Origin of the sequence: Candidatus Photodesmus katoptron Akat1 (genome assembly GCF_000478685.1) — a bacterium.
In the GTDB taxonomy this organism is placed as follows: domain Bacteria; phylum Pseudomonadota; class Gammaproteobacteria; order Enterobacterales; family Vibrionaceae; genus Vibrio; species Vibrio anomalopis.
The window spans coordinates 274,329-290,969 of sequence record NZ_AMSD01000001.1 but is presented as its reverse complement, the minus strand read 5'-3'; the positions used below and the strand labels follow the sequence as shown (position 1 = coordinate 290,969).

General features: G+C 31.1%; 10 protein-coding genes and 1 pseudogene. 7 read left to right on the top strand and 4 right to left on the bottom strand.

Annotated features, from left to right (window positions below; genetic code table 11):
* Positions 1–95: 95 nt before the first annotated feature.
* The 4 genes and pseudogenes from msbA (at position 96) to kdsB (ending at position 3,796) form a co-directional block, all read left to right on the top strand.
* Positions 96–1,874 (top strand): lipid A ABC transporter ATP-binding protein/permease MsbA, encoded by a 1,779-nt coding sequence (gene msbA / locus O1U_RS01220; RefSeq protein WP_187649142.1) that lies wholly within the window; start codon positions 96–98, stop codon positions 1,872–1,874.
* 3 nt (positions 1,875–1,877) lie between these two features.
* Positions 1,878–2,888 carry a tetraacyldisaccharide 4'-kinase gene (lpxK, locus tag O1U_RS01215; RefSeq protein ID WP_016503594.1) on the top strand — a complete coding sequence of 337 codons (1,011 nt, stop codon included), beginning with the start codon at positions 1,878–1,880 and terminating at the stop codon, positions 2,886–2,888.
* A pseudogene (locus O1U_RS04875) lies at positions 2,869–3,047 on the top strand (Trm112 family protein). Before lpxK ends, O1U_RS04875 begins: the two are co-directional and overlap by 20 nt.
* Positions 3,047–3,796 carry a 3-deoxy-manno-octulosonate cytidylyltransferase gene (gene kdsB / locus O1U_RS01210; RefSeq protein WP_016503593.1) on the top strand — a complete coding sequence of 250 codons (750 nt, stop codon included), beginning with the start codon at positions 3,047–3,049 and terminating at the stop codon, positions 3,794–3,796. Before O1U_RS04875 ends, kdsB begins: the two are co-directional and overlap by 1 nt.
* A 74-nt stretch (positions 3,797–3,870) precedes the next feature.
* Here kdsB and O1U_RS01205 read toward each other — a convergent pair whose 3' ends face one another.
* From O1U_RS01205 to shyC, 4 genes are all read right to left on the bottom strand, one after another.
* Positions 3,871–5,373, bottom strand: a complete 1,503-nt coding sequence (locus O1U_RS01205; protein ID WP_016503592.1) for a SpoVR family protein — start codon at positions 5,371–5,373, stop codon at positions 3,871–3,873.
* Positions 5,374–5,394: 21 nt separating this feature from the next.
* Entirely contained in the window at positions 5,395–6,657 is a 1,263-nt protein-coding gene (locus tag O1U_RS01200; protein WP_016503591.1) for a YeaH/YhbH family protein, read from the bottom strand.
* Between the two features lie 35 nt (positions 6,658–6,692).
* Positions 6,693–8,627 carry a PrkA family serine protein kinase gene (locus O1U_RS01195; RefSeq protein WP_016503590.1) on the bottom strand — a complete coding sequence of 645 codons (1,935 nt, stop codon included), beginning with the start codon at positions 8,625–8,627 and terminating at the stop codon, positions 6,693–6,695.
* Positions 8,628–8,821: 194 nt separating this feature from the next.
* On the bottom strand, positions 8,822–10,132 hold the full coding sequence (gene shyC / locus O1U_RS01190) for a peptidoglycan DD-endopeptidase ShyC (RefSeq protein WP_016503589.1): 1,311 nt from the start codon (positions 10,130–10,132) through the stop codon (positions 8,822–8,824).
* A gap of 113 nt (positions 10,133–10,245) precedes the next feature.
* Here shyC and tyrS point away from each other — a divergent pair, with 113 nt between their 5' ends.
* The 3 genes from tyrS to clpA all read left to right on the top strand — a co-directional run bounded on the left by tyrS (position 10,246) and on the right by clpA (position 16,514).
* Positions 10,246–11,433, top strand: a complete 1,188-nt coding sequence (gene tyrS / locus O1U_RS01185; RefSeq protein WP_040356496.1) for a tyrosine--tRNA ligase — start codon at positions 10,246–10,248, stop codon at positions 11,431–11,433.
* 159 nt (positions 11,434–11,592) lie between these two features.
* Positions 11,593–13,818 (top strand): NADP-dependent isocitrate dehydrogenase, encoded by a 2,226-nt coding sequence (locus O1U_RS01180; protein ID WP_016503587.1) that lies wholly within the window; start codon positions 11,593–11,595, stop codon positions 13,816–13,818.
* Between the two features lie 458 nt (positions 13,819–14,276).
* Positions 14,277–16,514 carry an ATP-dependent Clp protease ATP-binding subunit ClpA gene (clpA, locus tag O1U_RS01175; RefSeq protein ID WP_016503586.1) on the top strand — a complete coding sequence of 746 codons (2,238 nt, stop codon included), beginning with the start codon at positions 14,277–14,279 and terminating at the stop codon, positions 16,512–16,514.
* The last annotated feature ends 127 nt before the right edge of the window (positions 16,515–16,641 follow it).

Here is a 16,641-nt window from a genome sequence, read left to right as displayed (position 1 = left end):
AGAAGTATTTTAAAACAAATTAGAAAAGTAAGATGACAATTACTTTGATGTGTAAGAAAATGTTGTAGGAGATGAAAGGTAGTAGAATCATGGGAATGTTTATACTTAAAAAATCAAATACATCTATATCATCTGATCAAAAGAAAACAACTTGGCAAATTTTTGAACGTCTTTGGAAATATATTCGCTTCTATAAGCTAGGTTTAGTAGTTGCTATAGTAGCATTATTAGTTAATGCTATTTCAGATACATATATGCTCTCTTTACTTAAACCTTTATTAGATGAAGGTTTTGGCTATGCTAAGTCTGATTTCTTAAAAAAGTTACCTATAATAATTTTTGCAATGATGCTTATTCGTGGATTCAGCAGTTTTGTTTCAACTTACTGTTTAAGTTGGGTATCAGGAAATGTTGTTATGGAAATTCGTAGAAAAATTTTTCATCAGTTCATGCATATGCCAGTAGTTTTTTTCGATAAAGAATCAACTGGTGATTTGCTTTCTAGAATTACTTATGATTCAGAGCAAGTAGCTAGTGCCACTAGCCATGCATTAGTTAGTCTTATTAGAGAAGGTGCTAGTATTATTGCTTTATTAGTATTGATGTTTTGGAATAGTTGGGAGTTATCCCTAGTATTGTTTATTGTTGTTCCTCCAGTTGCTTGGAGTATTAGTTTTGTTTCTGAACGTTTTCGTAAAATTTCTAAAAATATGCAAACTGCTATGGGGCATGTAACGTCTTCTGTAGAACAAATGTTAAAAGGGCACAAGGTTGTTTTGTCTTATGGTGGTCAAACAGTTGAACGTAAACGTTTCAATAATGTTAATAATCAAATGCGTCAACAGACAATGAAATTGGTAGCGGCTCAGGCTATTGCGAATCCTATCATTCAAGTAATTGCTTCTATTGCTTTGGTATCCATATTATTTTTAGCAAGCATTGATTCTATTCGTTCAGAATTGACATCTGGTACATTTACAGTGGTTTTTTCAGCTATGTTTTGTTTGATGAGGCCAATAAAAGCATTAACTAATGTAACTTCAGAATTCCAACGTGGCATGGCTGCCAGCCAGACTTTATTTGAGTTAATAGATCTAAAAACTGAGCAAGACAATGGTACGCATGTATCAAATACAGTTTTAGGAAATATTGAGGTAAAAAATGTAACTTTTACTTATCAAGGAAAAAGTAAGCCAGCATTATTTAATATTAACTTTTCTATTCCTAAAGGGAAAAAAGTAGCTCTTGTTGGACGTTCTGGTTCTGGTAAAAGTACTATTATAAATCTCCTAACTCGCTTCTATGATGTTGATTCTGGTTCTATTTATTTAGATGGACATGATATTCGTGATTATAAATTAGCTAACTTACGAAGTCATTTTGCTTTAGTATCACAAAATATTTATTTATTTAATGATACTATCGCTAATAATATTGCCTATGCATCAAATAAAAAATTCACTCGTGAAGAAATTAAATATGCAGCAAAGTTAGCTAATTCTATGGACTTTATTGATAGTATGGATCAAGGTTTAGATACGATTATTGGTGAAAATGGCGTTAGTCTATCTGGCGGTCAACGTCAACGTATTGCGATTGCTCGAGCTTTATTACGTGATACTCCTGTACTTATTTTTGATGAAGCTACTTCAGCACTTGATACAGAATCAGAGCGAATAATTCAAGTTACATTAGATAAATTACAAAAAGAAAAAACAGTTTTAATAATTGCACATCGCCTATCAACCATTGAAAATGCTGATGAAATTTTAGTTATTGACGAGGGTAAGATCATTCAAAGTGGATTTCATTTAGAATTAATGAAAACAGATGGTTTATATGCACAGTTATATAAAATTCAATTTGGTGAATAGCATATGATTGAACATATTTGGTTTAAACAAAATCATCCGTTAAAGTATTTACTTTGGCCTATTTTATGGTTTTTTAGTGTTTTTTTTTACTTGGTTATTATTATTCGAATTTTTTTATACAGAAGTAGTATAAAAAAGAGTTATCGTCCACCTGTAGCAGTTATTGTAGTAGGAAATATTATTGTAGGGGGAACAGGGAAAACACCTTTTGTTATATGGCTAGTCAATATTCTTAAAAAGCGAGGTTTTAAACCTGGTGTTGTTTCTCGTGGGTATGGAGGTAACGCCTTAAAATATCCATTGATTGTAGAAAAAACAACTTTAGTGCAGTTTTGTGGTGATGAGCCAAAATTAATTCAGGAACGTACAGGTGCTATAGTAGTTGTTTCGCCAATTCGAAATGATGCTGTAAAGGTATTGCTATCGTTAGATATTGATGTAATTATTTCTGATGATGGCCTTCAACATTACGCTTTAGAAAGAGATATTGAAATTTCTATCGTAGATAGTATACGACGATTTGGTAATAATAGGCTAATACCCTTAGGTCCATTAAGAGAACCTGTTACTCGATTATCTAAGGTTGATTTTATTATAAGTAATGGCGGTCGAGTTTTAGAAAATGAGATCTCTATGAAACTTAAACCAAGTTTAGCTATTAACCTGAAAACAGGTAAAAAAGTTTCGGTTGCTGAGTTAGGGAAGCTGGTTGCTTTTGCTGGTATTGGCTATCCAGCTAGATTTTTTCATACTTTAAAGGAACTTGGTGCTCATTTAGTTGCTACGAAGAGTTTTTCTGATCATAAAACTTTTCAAGTAAAAGAATTAGATTTGATTTCTTCTCAAGGAACTAATTTAATAATGACAGAAAAAGATGCTATAAAGTGTAGATGTTTTGCTAAGGAGCATTGGTGGTACTTACCAGTATCAGCCAATTTTGATATAAAAGATGAACAGCGTATTATAAATAAGATAAGCGAGGTAGTAGAGTTTTATGGATCATCGACTACTTGAAATAATAGCCTGTCCAGTTTGTAAAGGAAAACTTATTTTTAAGAAAAAAATCAGGAATTAATATGTAAATTAGATCGTTTAGCATATCCAATTAAGGATAGTATCCCTGTATTATTAGAATCTGAAGCACGAATTATATTTATGGAAGAAGAGTTCTAATGACTTTTACTGTAATTATTCCTGCCCGTTATTACTCAACTCGGTTACCTGGGAAACCAATTATTGATATTTTAGGTAAACCGATGGTGCGTTGGGTATATGATAGTGCTATGCAGTCAGGTGCTAGCAAGGTTATTATTGCGACTGATGATCAACGCATAGCTCGCGTTGTGAACTTATTTGGTGGTAAAGTATGTATGACTTCATCTAAACATCAGTCAGGGACGGAACGTTTAGCTGAGGTAGTTAACATGCTTAGACTTTCTGATAATCATACGGTTATAAATGTCCAATGTGATGAACCTTTGATCCCTCCTTCAATTATTACTCAGGTTGCTAATAGTCTTTCTTCAACTGATGCATCAATGGCTACACTTGCAGTTGAAATTGTAAATAAGAATGAAGTTTTCAATTCAAATGTAGTTAAAGTGTTAATGAACAAAGATGGTTATGCAATTTATTTTAGTCGAGCTCCTATCCCTTGGGACAAGGTAAATTTTTCTAAAAAGGACAAAAAGATAACTTATCCTTTAATGCGTCATATTGGTATCTATGCTTATAAAGCTAGTTTTATTAATACTTACATGAACTGGAAATCAACAATTTTAGAACATATTGAATCTTTAGAGCAATTGCGTGTGCTTTGGTATGGAGAGAAAATTTATGTAAATATTGCTAAAGATATTCCAATTTTTGGTGGGATTGATACTTTTGAAGATCTTAAAACTATACGAGAAATGCTTAAGTAATAAATAGAATGTAATAGTGAACAATTATAATTTTTAGTTGAGTGATATGTTAATAGAAGTTTTTTTTTGTAAAATTACAAGCTGTTAGGACAACTGGCAAACAATCGGTTATTTCCATTCTCATCAACTTCCTCTAAAATAATCTTAAATCCCCATAACCTGTAAATATGTTTAAGCACTTCAGTATAATTTTTATCTAGTTGGTTTTTATTGTGTGGAATATGTTGTAATGTTAATGATCGATTACCCTTTATATCAGCATTAAACACTTGAATATTAGGTTCTAAATAGCTTAAATTATATTGTGCGGCTAACTTTTCACGAATCGTAGTATATCCAAGTTCATCGTGAATTGCACTTACTATGATAAAATCATTTCTATCATTATCTAATATTGAAAATAGTTTGAAATCACGAATTAGTTTTGGTGATAGATACTGGTTAATAAAGCTTTCATCCTTAAAGTGATGCATTGCAAAGTGAACTGCATCTAGCCAATTAGATTCAGCTAGATCAGGAAACCATTCTCTATCCTCATTGGTTGGTTTTTCGCAAATTCGCTTGATATCAGAAAACATAGCAAACCCAAGGGAGTAAGGATTAATACCAGTAAATTTATGACTATTATAGGGAGGTTGTGCTATCACACTAGTATGGTTATATAAAAACTCTAAAAGAAATTTGTCTGATAGTAAGCCTTCATCATAAAGGTGATTTATTATTATATAATGCCAGAAAGTAGCCCAACCTTCATTCATTACTTGAGTTTGTTTTTGTGGATAGAAATATTGGCTGATCTTTCTAACAATACGTACTATTTCTCGTTGCCATGGCTCAAGAAGTGGAGCATGTTTTTCAATGAAATAGAGAATATTTTCTTGAGGTTCACTAGGGAATTTAATCTTAATTTCCTTATTCTGATTTTTAACTTTTGGCAATGTTCGCCAAAGCTCGTTTATTTGTGATTGTAGATATGCTGTACGTTCTTCTTGGCGAATTTTTTCTTCTGAAATAGAAATTTTTTCTGGTCGTTTATAACGATCAACACCATAATTCATTAGTGCATGACATGAATCTAATAAGCTTTCAACTTGTTGTACTCCATATTTCTCTTCGCATTTAGTAATGTAGTTTTTCGCAAATAAAAAATAATCAATAATAGAACTTGCATCAGTCCAAGTTTGGAAAAGGTAATTTCCCTTAAAGAAAGAATTATGTCCATAACATGCATGCGCTATAATTAATGCTTGCATAGCTGCAGTATTTTCTTCTAATAAATATGCTATACAAGGATTTGAATTGATAACAATTTCATAAGCTAATCCCATTTTTCCATGTACGTATTCTTGTTCTATTTGAATAAATCTTTTTCCAAAAGACCAATGATGATAGTTAATTGGCATTCCAATACTTGAATAAGTATCCATCATCTGTTCAGAGGTAATAATTTCAATTTGATTAGGATAAGTATCAAGGTGATAGTGTTTAGCTACTCTTTTTATTTCTTTATGATAACGTCTAAGTGAATCAAACGTCCAGTCTGGAAAATCTGGTAACGTTTTGTTTTTTATGTTCATTCTATCTTTCTTTCTTCTAGATTATTTTTTTTGGAATAATTCTCTAAATGTAGGAAAAACATCATCTATATTTTTGATGTTTTTCATCGAAAAATTACTAGTTATTCGTTCAAGCTTTTTATATTCATTCCATAAAGTTTGATAGGAACGTTTGGTAATTTCAATATAGGAGTAATATTGGCATCTTGGTAGGATTTTTTTTATTAACAGTTCTTTACATCTAGGAGAATCTTCAGCCCAATTATCTCCATCAGATACTTGCGCAGCATATATATTCCACTCTTTTTCTGGGTAACGGTCTTGATCTTGTAGGATTGTCATCATAAGTTTTAAAGCACTAGATACAATAGTACCACCAGTTTCTTGTGAGTAGAAAAAATCATATTCATCTACTTCTTTTGCTTGCGTATGATGTCGAATAAATACCAATTCGACACTTTCATAGGTACGAGTCAAGAACAAGTATAATAATAAATAGAAGCGTTTAGCAATATCTTTTGTAATTTGATTCATAGATCCAGAGACATCCATCAAGCAGAAAATTACGGCTTGACTGGATAAAACAGGTTGTTTTTCATAATGTTTGAAACGAAGATCAAGCGTATCGATAAATGGAATTTTTTTAATTTTATTTTGTAATAAACTAATTTCTTTTTTTAGACTCTTCTCCTTTAGAGTTTGGCGTTTACTACCTGATTTTTTTATCCTATCAAGTTCATTTTTTAGTTTTTTAATTTTATTTTTTTTGCTTGCAGTCATAGCAATTCTGCGAGCAAATGATTGTTTTAGAGAATGAGTAATAGCTATATTAAAAGGAATTCCTGAAGTTTGAAATCCAGATCTACGTATTTCCCATTTATTGATTTTATTGTTTGGTTTCTCTTCTAGATTAGGTAGTTCTAAATTGTTAAATAGTAGGTCAAGATATTCATCTTTGGATATCTGAAAAACGAATTGATCTTTTTTCTTATTAGATAAATTATTATTGTTCTCTTGATTGGATTGGTTTTTAGGTCGTTGAATTTTATCACCAAAAACAAATTTATCATTACCAGGATTAACTTTTTCTTGTATACCCCCTTGTCCTTGTTGAAAGATAGGTTCTGTAATATCTCTGTGAGGAATTGAAATATTTTCACAAGAATCAATATTAGTTATGGACCTACGATTAACTGCTTCGTTTAGTGACTCTTTAATTTGTTTTTTATGACGACGTAAAAAACGTTGACGATTGATTGCGCTTTTGTTTTTTGTATTAAGTCGTCTATCAATAATTTGTACCATGAATTTCCTCTAAGCAGTATATTTATTATCTATATCTAAGAAGATTTACGTACACGTAAATACCACTCAGATAATAATCTTACTTGCTTTTCCGTATAGCCTTTTTTCATCATACGAGCAACAAAATCATCATGTTTCTTTTGATCTTCAGAAGAAGTTTTTGTGTTAAATGAAATTACTGGGAGTAATTCTTCTGTATTAGAGAACATTTTTTTTTCAATCACAGTACGAAGTTTTTCATAGCTAGTCCAGATTGGATTAAGTCCATTATTATGGGCTTTAGCACGCAAGACAAAATTCACAATTTCATTACGGAAATCTTTTGGATTACTGATTCCTGCAGGTTTTTCAATTTTTTCTAATTCACTATTTAATGATGATCGATCAAATAATTGGCCAGTTTCAGGATCACGATACTCTTGATCTTGAATCCAGAAATCAGCATAAATAACATAGCGATCAAAAATATTTTGTCCATATTCAGAATAAGATTCTAAATAGGCAGTTTGAATTTCTTTACCAATAAATTCAATGTAACGTGGGACTAAATATCCTTTTAAATATTCTAGGTATTTTTCTGTTTGTTCTTGAGGAAATTGTTCACGTTCAACTTGTTGTTCAATAACATAGAATAAGTGTACAGGATTTGCTGCAACTTCACTTTGATCAAAATTAAATACACGAGATAAAATTTTAAATGCAAAACGAGTTGATAAACCTGACATTCCTTCATCAATACCAGCATAATAGCGGTATTCTTGATAACTTTTAGCTTTGGGATCTGTATCTTTTAAGGTCTCGCCATTGTAAACACGCATCTTTGAAAATAACGAAGAGTTCTTCGGCTGCTTAAGTCTTGATAAAATACTAAATTGAGCGAGCAGATCAAGCGTATTTGGTGAACATGGTGCTTTAGATAAAGCTGAATGGTTAAGAAGTTTTTGATAGATTTTTGCTTCTTCAGAAATACGTAAGCAGTAAGGCACCTTAACTATGTAGATGCGATCTAAAAATGCCTCATTTTTTTTATTATTTCGAAAATTTTTCCATTCAGATTCATTTGAATGAGCAAGGATTATTCCGTCAAATGGCAAAGCAGATAGTCCTTCAGTGCTATTAAAATTACCTTCTTGAGTTGCTGTTAATAATGGATGTAGAACTTTAATTGGTGCTTTAAACATTTCTACAAATTCCATCAATCCTTGGTTAGCTTTGCAAAGTGCACCAGAGTAACTATAAGAGTCAGGATCATTTTGAGAGAAATATTCAAGTTGACGTATATCTACCTTTCCAACTAAAGATGAGATATCTTGATTATTTTCATCTCCAGGTTCAGTTTTAGCTATAGCAATTTGGTTAAGAATTGAAGGATAAGTTTTAACTACTTTAAATTTAGAAATATCACCAGAAAACTCATGCAAACGTTTTACAGCCCATGGTGACATAATCGAGGATAGATAACGATTTTCAATACCATACTCTTTTTTAAGTAATTGCCCATCTTGATTAATATCAAATAAACATAAAGGCGTTTCATTAACAGGGCTTTGTTTACCATTAGCGGAAAGAACATAAATAGGGATTTTTTGCATTAATATTTTTAGTTTTTCAGCTAGTGAAGATTTGCCTCCACCAACAGGACCTAATAGATAAAGAATTTGTTTGCGTTCTTCTAATCCTTGAGCAGAATGCTTTAAATAGGAAACAATTTGTTCAATAGCGTCTTCCATACCGTGGAAGTCTTCAAATGTTTCGTATTTTGATATAATTCGATTTGAAAAAATTCGACTTAACTGAGGATTTTTCGTAGTATCTACCAGATTAGGTTTGCCGATAGCCATAAGCAAACGTTCAGCAGCATTAGCATAAGCGCTTTTGTCATTTTTACATAGTTCTAAAAAATCTTGTAACGATAATTCCTCATGTTTAGCAATTTCATAACGTTTTTGAAAATGATTTAAAATACTCATGTAAAATTTCCTATTAAAACTGATGCATTAAATTCATTTAGAATACAAAATACTAAACTTGTTTGAAGCTAGAGATGATTCTAACAAGATGAATCTGCTTAAATCTTATTTAAAGTAATAGTAGAAATCTTAACTATTTGCTACATTGATATACTTAAAGTAAGCACAGTATGCGTATTACTGATTTAATTTATCTAAGAATTCCTACTAACATTGTTTTCATAAAGTGCATTCCTGTAGTGATTCAGTTGTATTAAATAGATTTTTGCGTTAGTAATAAAGTTTGTTTTTTCTTCTCCAGTTAAAGGGTTAGATTTTGGTAGTTCAACAGTGCGAGCATTTTTATGTACCCCATTAAACAAAAACTCATAGTGTAAATGCGGCCCTGTTACACGGCCTGTTGCACCTACAGTTCCGATTGTTTGACCTTGTTTAACACGCTGACCAACTTTTACCATCCGTTTTTCTAGGTGTAAATATTTAGTTACGTAATGTTGATTATGGCGAATAAAGACATAATTCCCGTTAAACTTATTGTAGCTTGATTTTTGGACTATACCATCTCCTGCAGACCAAACAGGAGTACCAATTGGTGCAGCGTAGTCTGTACCTCGATGCGGTTGTATTTTTCCTGTTATTGGGTGTAACCGGCGAGGATTAAAGTTTGATGAAACACGACGAAAATCTACAGGAGAACGTAAAAAAGCTTTTTTCATCGCATGACCATTTTGATCGTAATAATTATTAGTTTTATCATCTAAAATTGCAGTAAATGTACGTCCTTGGTTAGTAAATATAGCTGTTACGATTTTACCTCGTCCAATAATTTCACCTTCAACTACTTGTTCTTGATAAAGTACTTTAAATTGATCACCAATTCGAATATCAAGGGAAAAATCAATATCCCAACCAAAGATTTCTGCAATTTCCATAATCTGATTTGCTGTTAAACCAGCATTAATAGCAGCATTCCAAAAATTAGAAGTGATTTTAGCTTCTACATAGTTATATTCAAAATTTAGCTCTTTTTCTTCAAATTTAGAGTCAAAACCAGAATCAGTTTTATAAATAATAAATGTTTTAATAGGACTCACTGATCGCCTTAATTCAGCTAAAGTTTGATTTTCATCAAAACCAAACTCTAATATATCGCCTGGTTTTAATTTGGTTAATTGAGATTTAATATCATCATTCGTATTTGCTAGTTGATATAGTAGTCGAGAAGATAAACCAAGCCGTTGAAATAAAATTGCACTGTTTTCACCATAACCTACAGTATGTTTATTCCAACGCTTAATTGACTGGGATAGATCTGAGTTATTATAACTAGAATGAAGTTCTTTATTGCTGATATATAAAGGGTAATGATGTCCAATTTGATAGTGTTTTTTCTCTTGTTGCAGTTTTTTATAATTAGGAAGAAAAATACTGATGATTATTAATCCAGTAGCAAATACAATAAAGCTTCGATAAGTTGATGAAATTTGAGTTAGAATAGTTAACATGCTGAATTGGATTCCGTAAATTTGAAATATCGATGTCTATGAGTCTAACCTGTTTTGAAAAATAGCGCTATTAAAGTAGAATGATTAATTATTAGTTATGAGAGTGAATGTAAATTGTGGATATTGAGTTAGTGTTAGCTGAAATTAATCGTGGTGTAGAAGAATTAATTTCTGAAGAAGAATTACTGATTAAGTTAAGAGAGAGACGCCCTCTCTATATTAAATTAGGCTTTGATCCTACGGCACCAGATATTCATTTAGGTCATGTTGTTATTTTAAACAAATTACGTATTTTTCAAAATTTAGGTCATAAAGTAAAATTTTTAGTTGGTGACTTTACTGCAATGATTGGTGATCCTTCAGGAAAGAATTGCATGCGTCCTAGATTGAATAAGACAGATATATTAAAAAATTCTACCACTTATAAGGAACAAATTTTTAAGATTTTGGACCCTAAAAAAACAGATGTTTTTTTTAATTCTAGCTGGTTATCAAAGTTAGATTCTGAAGGAATCATTCTTTTAGCATCCAAACATACAGTTGCACGTATGCTTGAGCGGGATGATTTTAAAAGTCGCTATATGAGCGCCAAACCGATTTTTATTCATGAATTTATATATCCATTATTACAAGGTTATGATTCAGTAATTTTACATAGTGATATTGAGTTAGGAGGCATAGATCAGAAATTTAACTTGCTTATGGGTCGTGAATTACAAAAGATAGATGGACAACGACCGCAAATAGTATTGATGATGCCATTGTTACTTGGTTTAGATGGTAAACAAAAAATGTCTAAATCTGCATGTAATTACATTGGTATTAGTGAACCGCCCAATGAGATGTTTGGTAAAATAATGTCTATTTCTGATAATATGATGTGGAATTATTATGAACTATTATCTCTACGAAGTCTGAAAGAAATTAATCAATTAAAAACAGATGTTAAATTTGGTAAAAATCCACGTGATATTAAGATTTTACTAGCAAAAGAACTTGTCTCTCGTTTTCATAGCAAATCAGAAGCTAGTCTTGCAGAAGATAAATTTATTGATTGTTTCCAGAAGAAAAAAATTCCAAATAGAATGCCAGAATTTAAATATGCGCTTGGTTTGCCAATTAAAAATATTTTGAAGGAATCAAAACTTTGTGTTTCTACTTCGGACGCTTTACGTATGATACAGCAGGGTGCAGTAAGAATTGATGGTCAAAGAATAACAGACATCATGTTAAAGCTTAACACTGGAACTTATATTTTTCAAGTTGGTAGACGTAGATTTGCTTGCGTTAGAATAAAATAATGGTTTAAGATTTTTATTTTTTTCTTTAGATGTAGTTGGCAATTGTACTATTATATTAGGTGATTATATATCATACTTGTGTTATTTTTATTGGTGAAGAAATAACAGAATGTATATATTTTATCCATCAAAATATATCCTATCATAGGACAGTGTTTTATGCCTAGACAAAAATCTACTATTGTTTATACCATGACTGATGAAGCACCAGCTTTATCGACATATTCTTTATTGCCTATAATTAAGTTTTTTACCATTTCTTCTGGTATTAATATTGAAGTTTGTGATATTTCTTTAGCATCACGTATTATTGCTAGTTTTTCCAGTTACTTAAAAAAAGAGCAACATATTACTGATGGATTAAAATATTTAGCTAAACTAGTGAAAACTCCAGAAGCGAACATCATTAAACTTCCTAATATTTCAGCTTCTCTTCCTCAGATAAAAATGGCAATTAAAGAGTTGCAAGAAAGGGGTTATGATTTACCTAACTATTCTGAAGAACCAGTTAATTATCTAGAAAAAAACATTAAGAGTACTTACGATAGAATTAAAGGTAGTGCAGTTAACCAATTATTAAGAGATGGCAATTCAATTCGATTTATTCCTTTATCGGTTAAAAATTATGCAAGAAAAAATCCTCACTCAATAGGAAAGTGGAACTCCAATTCTAAAACTCATATATCAAGTATGTCTAGCCAGGATTTTTTAGATAATGAGCAATCTATTACTTTAAATGGTAAGACAGAAGTAACTATTAAATTAACTACAACTAATGGTTCAATCAGAGTACTTAAAGAATTATTTTCTCTACAAGATCAAGAAATTATTGATGCTTCAGTGATGAAAAAATCTGCGTTGGTAGACTTCTTCAAACGAGAGATGATTGATGCCAAAGAAAAAGAGTTGCTTTTTTCTTTGCATATGAAAGCAAGTATGATGAAAATTTCTGATCCAATTATTTTTGGGTATGCTATTGAGACATATTATAGTTCAGTATTTAAAAAATATGGTAATAAATTTAAACAACTTGGAATAAAGCCATCAAATGGTTTGGCTGATTTATATGCTAAAATCGATTTATTACCTACATCTGAAAAAAATGAAATAAAATCAGCTATTGAAATAGTTCATCAAACTCAGCCTCAGTTAGCAATGGTTGATTCAAAGCTTGGCATTACTAATTTTCATGTTCCAAGTGATGTTATTATTGATGCATCAATACCAGGAATGCTTCGTGCATCTGGAAAAATGTTAGGACCAAATCATGAATTTAAAGACACTAAAGCAGTTATCCCAGACAGTACCTATTCAGGGGTTTATCAAACAGTAATTGATTTTTGTAAAAAACATGGTGCGTTTGACCCAACTACGATGGGTAGCATATTTAATATTGGGCTTATGGCAAAAAAAGCAGAAGAATATGGCTCACATGATACAACCTTTGTTCTTAATACTTCTGGAACCGTTCAAGTAGTTAGTAATTCAGGTTTTGTTTTTTTGGAACAAGATGTAGAAGAAGGAGATATTTTTCGAATGTGTCGAGTTCAAGATACTCCTATTCGAGATTGGGTAAAATTAGCTGTAAAACAAGCTTTTTCTTTGTCTATCCCAACAGTATTTTGGTTAGATAAAAACCGTGCTCATGACGCTCAAATTATTAAAAAGGTCGAACTTTACTTGCTTGAATTCGATACTGCTTCTTTAGATATTCGGATTTTGAAGCCTTCAGATGCATGTCAATTTTCTTTGATTCGTATGAAAGAAGGATTGGATACAATTTCAGTAACAGGTAATGTTTTGCGTGATTATTTAACTGATTTATTTCCAATACTTGAAGTAGGCACATCTGCAAAAATGCTGTCGATTATACATTTAATGAACGGTGGGGTTTTATTTGAAACAGGTTCTGGTGGTTGTGCACCTAAGCACATGCAACAAGTTAAAACAGAAAACCATTTGCGTTGGGATTCTTTAGGTGAGTTTCTTGCTTTAGCTAGTTCGTTAGAGCATTTGAGTATAACAAAAAGTAATAAAAACGCAAGGATTTTATCTGATGCTTTAAATAAAGCAATAACTCAGTTTCTTGATGATGATAGGTCTCCTTCTCGTAAAGTTGGTGAATTAGATAATCGAGGTAGCCATTATTATTTAGCAAAATATTGGGCAGATAAGTTAGCTAGGCAAAATCTCGATTTAGATTTAAAGAAAAAATTTACTCCTATAGCGAAAGCACTTTCTCAAAATGAAGAATCCATTATATCTGAATTAAATAATGTGCAAGGAATGACAGGAGATTTTGGAGGACGTTACTTATTTGATGCTACTAAAGCATCAATATTAATGCGTCCTAGTTCATTATTTAATGCAATTATTAATATGTAGTCTTTTACTAGATTAAGTCTTTGTTTTTATGCTTTTAACTGAGTCCTATATAAATCTATATTTAGTTAATAATTTGGTATATTCAATTCAATTGATTAAAGCATATGTAATAGTTATTTCTTAGCATTATTTTATGTGTACTGCTATTTTTAAATGGTTATTTTAAAATATAGATTTTTTAGTTTATTGATAATATTAATTTTTTCAAAATTAACTAGGATTAAATAGTATTAAAGTTTTATTGAACTTCTTGGTTTATTTGTTTTGAAATTTAAAATTATTTAGATATATTAATAAGTTAAGTTATATCATTATATAAATGTTCACAAGTTAGTTCTAAATCTCTGAGAGCAGCTAGAGTTGAATTTAAGTAGCATTTACTCTAGAGAAATTGGTAATAAAATACAAGTGTCATTACTTGTTTCGAGCAATGAGATTGTTCTTACCAGGAGGCATATATGCTCAATAAAGAATTAGAGTCAAGTTTAAATGCTGCATTTGCTCGTGCTAGAGAAAAAAGACATGAATTCATAACTGTAGAACATCTATTATTAACACTGTTAGATAATGATACAGCTAGAGAAGCATTGTTATCTTGCCAGGTAAATCTAGATAATTTACGCCGGGAGTTGGATTTATTTATTAACAAAACTACTCCTCTCATTCCTAAATGTGATAAAACTCGAGAAACTCAACCTACTTTAAGTTTTCAACGAGTTTTACAGCGTGCTATATTTCATGTGCAATCTTCTGGAAGTAATGAAGTTGTTGGTGCTAACGTTTTAATAGCTATCTTTAGTGAGCAAGAATCTCATGCTGTATACTTACTTAAAAAGAATAATATAACTCGATTGGATATTGTTAATTTTATTTCTCGTAGAATTACTGAATCTTCTGATTCTTTTAAAAAAAATGAAGAAGTAAATTCTACGGAACCTTTAGAAAAATTTGCAGCTAATCTGAATCAAGTAGCCAAGCAAGGTAACATTGATCCATTAATTGGTCGTGATAGGGAGCTTGATCGTATCATTCAAATATTATGTCGTCGTCGTAAGAATAACCCATTGTTAGTAGGTGAATCTGGTGTTGGTAAAACTGCAATTGCTGAAGGGTTAGCATGGAAAATTGTTGAGGGTCAAGTCCCTGAATTTATGAAGGATAATATTGTTTATTCTTTAGATATTGGCCTATTATTGGTAGGAACAAAATATCGAGGTGATTTTGAAAAACGTTTAAAATCGGTTTTAAGACAGCTTGAAAATGAAGAGAATACTATTTTATTCATTGATGAAATACATACTATTATTGGTGCTGGAGCGACTTCTGGTGGTCAAGTTGATGCTGCAAATTTAATTAAGCCATTGTTAAGTCGGGGTAAACTTCGTTGTATTGGTTCTACTACCTATAAGGAATATAATAATATTTTTGAGAAGGAACATGCTTTATCTCGTCGGTTCCAAAATATTGATATTTTAGAGCCTTCTTTAGATGATACCATGAAAATACTGGTTGGTTTGAAACAGAAATACGAATCCTATCATGAAGTTCGTTATACTAGTAAAGCTCTTCGGGCTGCTGTTGAACTTTCAGCAAAGTATATTAATGGTCGTTATTTACCAGATAAAGCTATTGATGTTATTGACGAAGTTGGAGCATATAGTCGTTTACTACCTATACGTCGTCGTAGAAAAACTGTTGGGGTAGCTGATATTGAAGCTATTGTTGCTAAGATAGCCCGGATTCCAGAGAAATCAATATCATCATCTGATAAATATCTATTAGAACAATTAGATCGTCAAATGAAAATGTTAGTTTTTGGACAAGATATTGCAATCAGTGCATTAAGTGAATCGATTAAATTAACACGTTCAGGTCTTGGAGAAAATAATAAACCAGTAGGTTCATTTCTATTTGCTGGTCCTACTGGGGTAGGAAAAACAGAAGTTACTATTCAATTATCTAAATTATTGAGTATTGAGTTACTTCGTTTTGACATGTCAGAATATAGTGAACGTCATTCTGTAAGTCGTTTAATTGGTGCTCCTCCAGGTTACGTGGGCTATGATCAAGGTGGTTTATTAACTGATGTAGTAACTAAACACCCTCATTCAGTTCTGCTTTTAGATGAAATTGAAAAAGCACATCCTGATATTCTTAATTTGCTGCTGCAAATTATGGATAATGGGACATTAACAGATAATAGTGGTCGTAAGGCAGATTTTCGCAATGTAATTTTAGTTATGACTACTAATACAGGAATCCAAGATGCTAAAAGAAGGTCCATAGGTTTAATTAAACAAGATAACAGTGATGATTCCATGTTAGCTATTAATAGATTTTTTTCGCCTGAATTTAGAAATCGTTTAGATAAAATTATTTGGTTTAAAAATCTCGATAAAAATGTTGTTCGTCAAGTTGTTGATAAATTTATTGTAGAATTACAAGTTCAATTAGATGAGCGAGGAGTATCTTTTGAAATATCAGAGGAAGCTAAATCTTGGTTAGCTTGCAAAGGTTATGACAAATTTATGGGTGCTCGTCCAATGAGAAGAGTGATTCAAGAAAAAATCAGACAACCTTTAGCTAATGAATTACTATTTGGTTCATTAATTTCTGGAGGGAGAGTAAAAGTATTGCTAAATCAAGATAAGCTTATATTTCAATGTATTAATGAAAAAGAAAAAGTTTTATACTAGTTACAAATTTTTGTTGATCCTAGAAAGAACTGTTTTTTCTATGCAATTTGTATTATTGCTTACATTTTAGGAATATTAATTCCTAGTAGAATGATATTAAAATTCTGTATGGTGTTGAGGTTTTATT

What these genes read in the sequence shown, in the direction of transcription:
- clpA (WP_016503586.1), top strand. Translation starts at nt 14,277, where the DNA reads ATGCTCAATAAAGAATTAGAGTCAAGTTTAAATGCTGCATTTGCTCGT.
- kdsB (WP_016503593.1), top strand. Translation starts at nt 3,047, where the DNA reads ATGACTTTTACTGTAATTATTCCTGCCCGTTATTACTCAACTCGGTTA.
- O1U_RS01180 (WP_016503587.1), top strand. Translation starts at nt 11,593, where the DNA reads ATGCCTAGACAAAAATCTACTATTGTTTATACCATGACTGATGAAGCA.
- lpxK (WP_016503594.1), top strand. Translation starts at nt 1,878, where the DNA reads ATGATTGAACATATTTGGTTTAAACAAAATCATCCGTTAAAGTATTTA.
- O1U_RS01195 (WP_016503590.1), bottom strand. Translation starts at nt 8,627, where the DNA reads ATGAGTATTTTAAATCATTTTCAAAAACGTTATGAAATTGCTAAACAT.
- msbA (WP_187649142.1), top strand. Translation starts at nt 96, where the DNA reads ATGTTTATACTTAAAAAATCAAATACATCTATATCATCTGATCAAAAG.
- shyC (WP_016503589.1), bottom strand. Translation starts at nt 10,132, where the DNA reads ATGTTAACTATTCTAACTCAAATTTCATCAACTTATCGAAGCTTTATT.
- O1U_RS01205 (WP_016503592.1), bottom strand. Translation starts at nt 5,373, where the DNA reads ATGAACATAAAAAACAAAACGTTACCAGATTTTCCAGACTGGACGTTT.
- O1U_RS01200 (WP_016503591.1), bottom strand. Translation starts at nt 6,657, where the DNA reads ATGGTACAAATTATTGATAGACGACTTAATACAAAAAACAAAAGCGCA.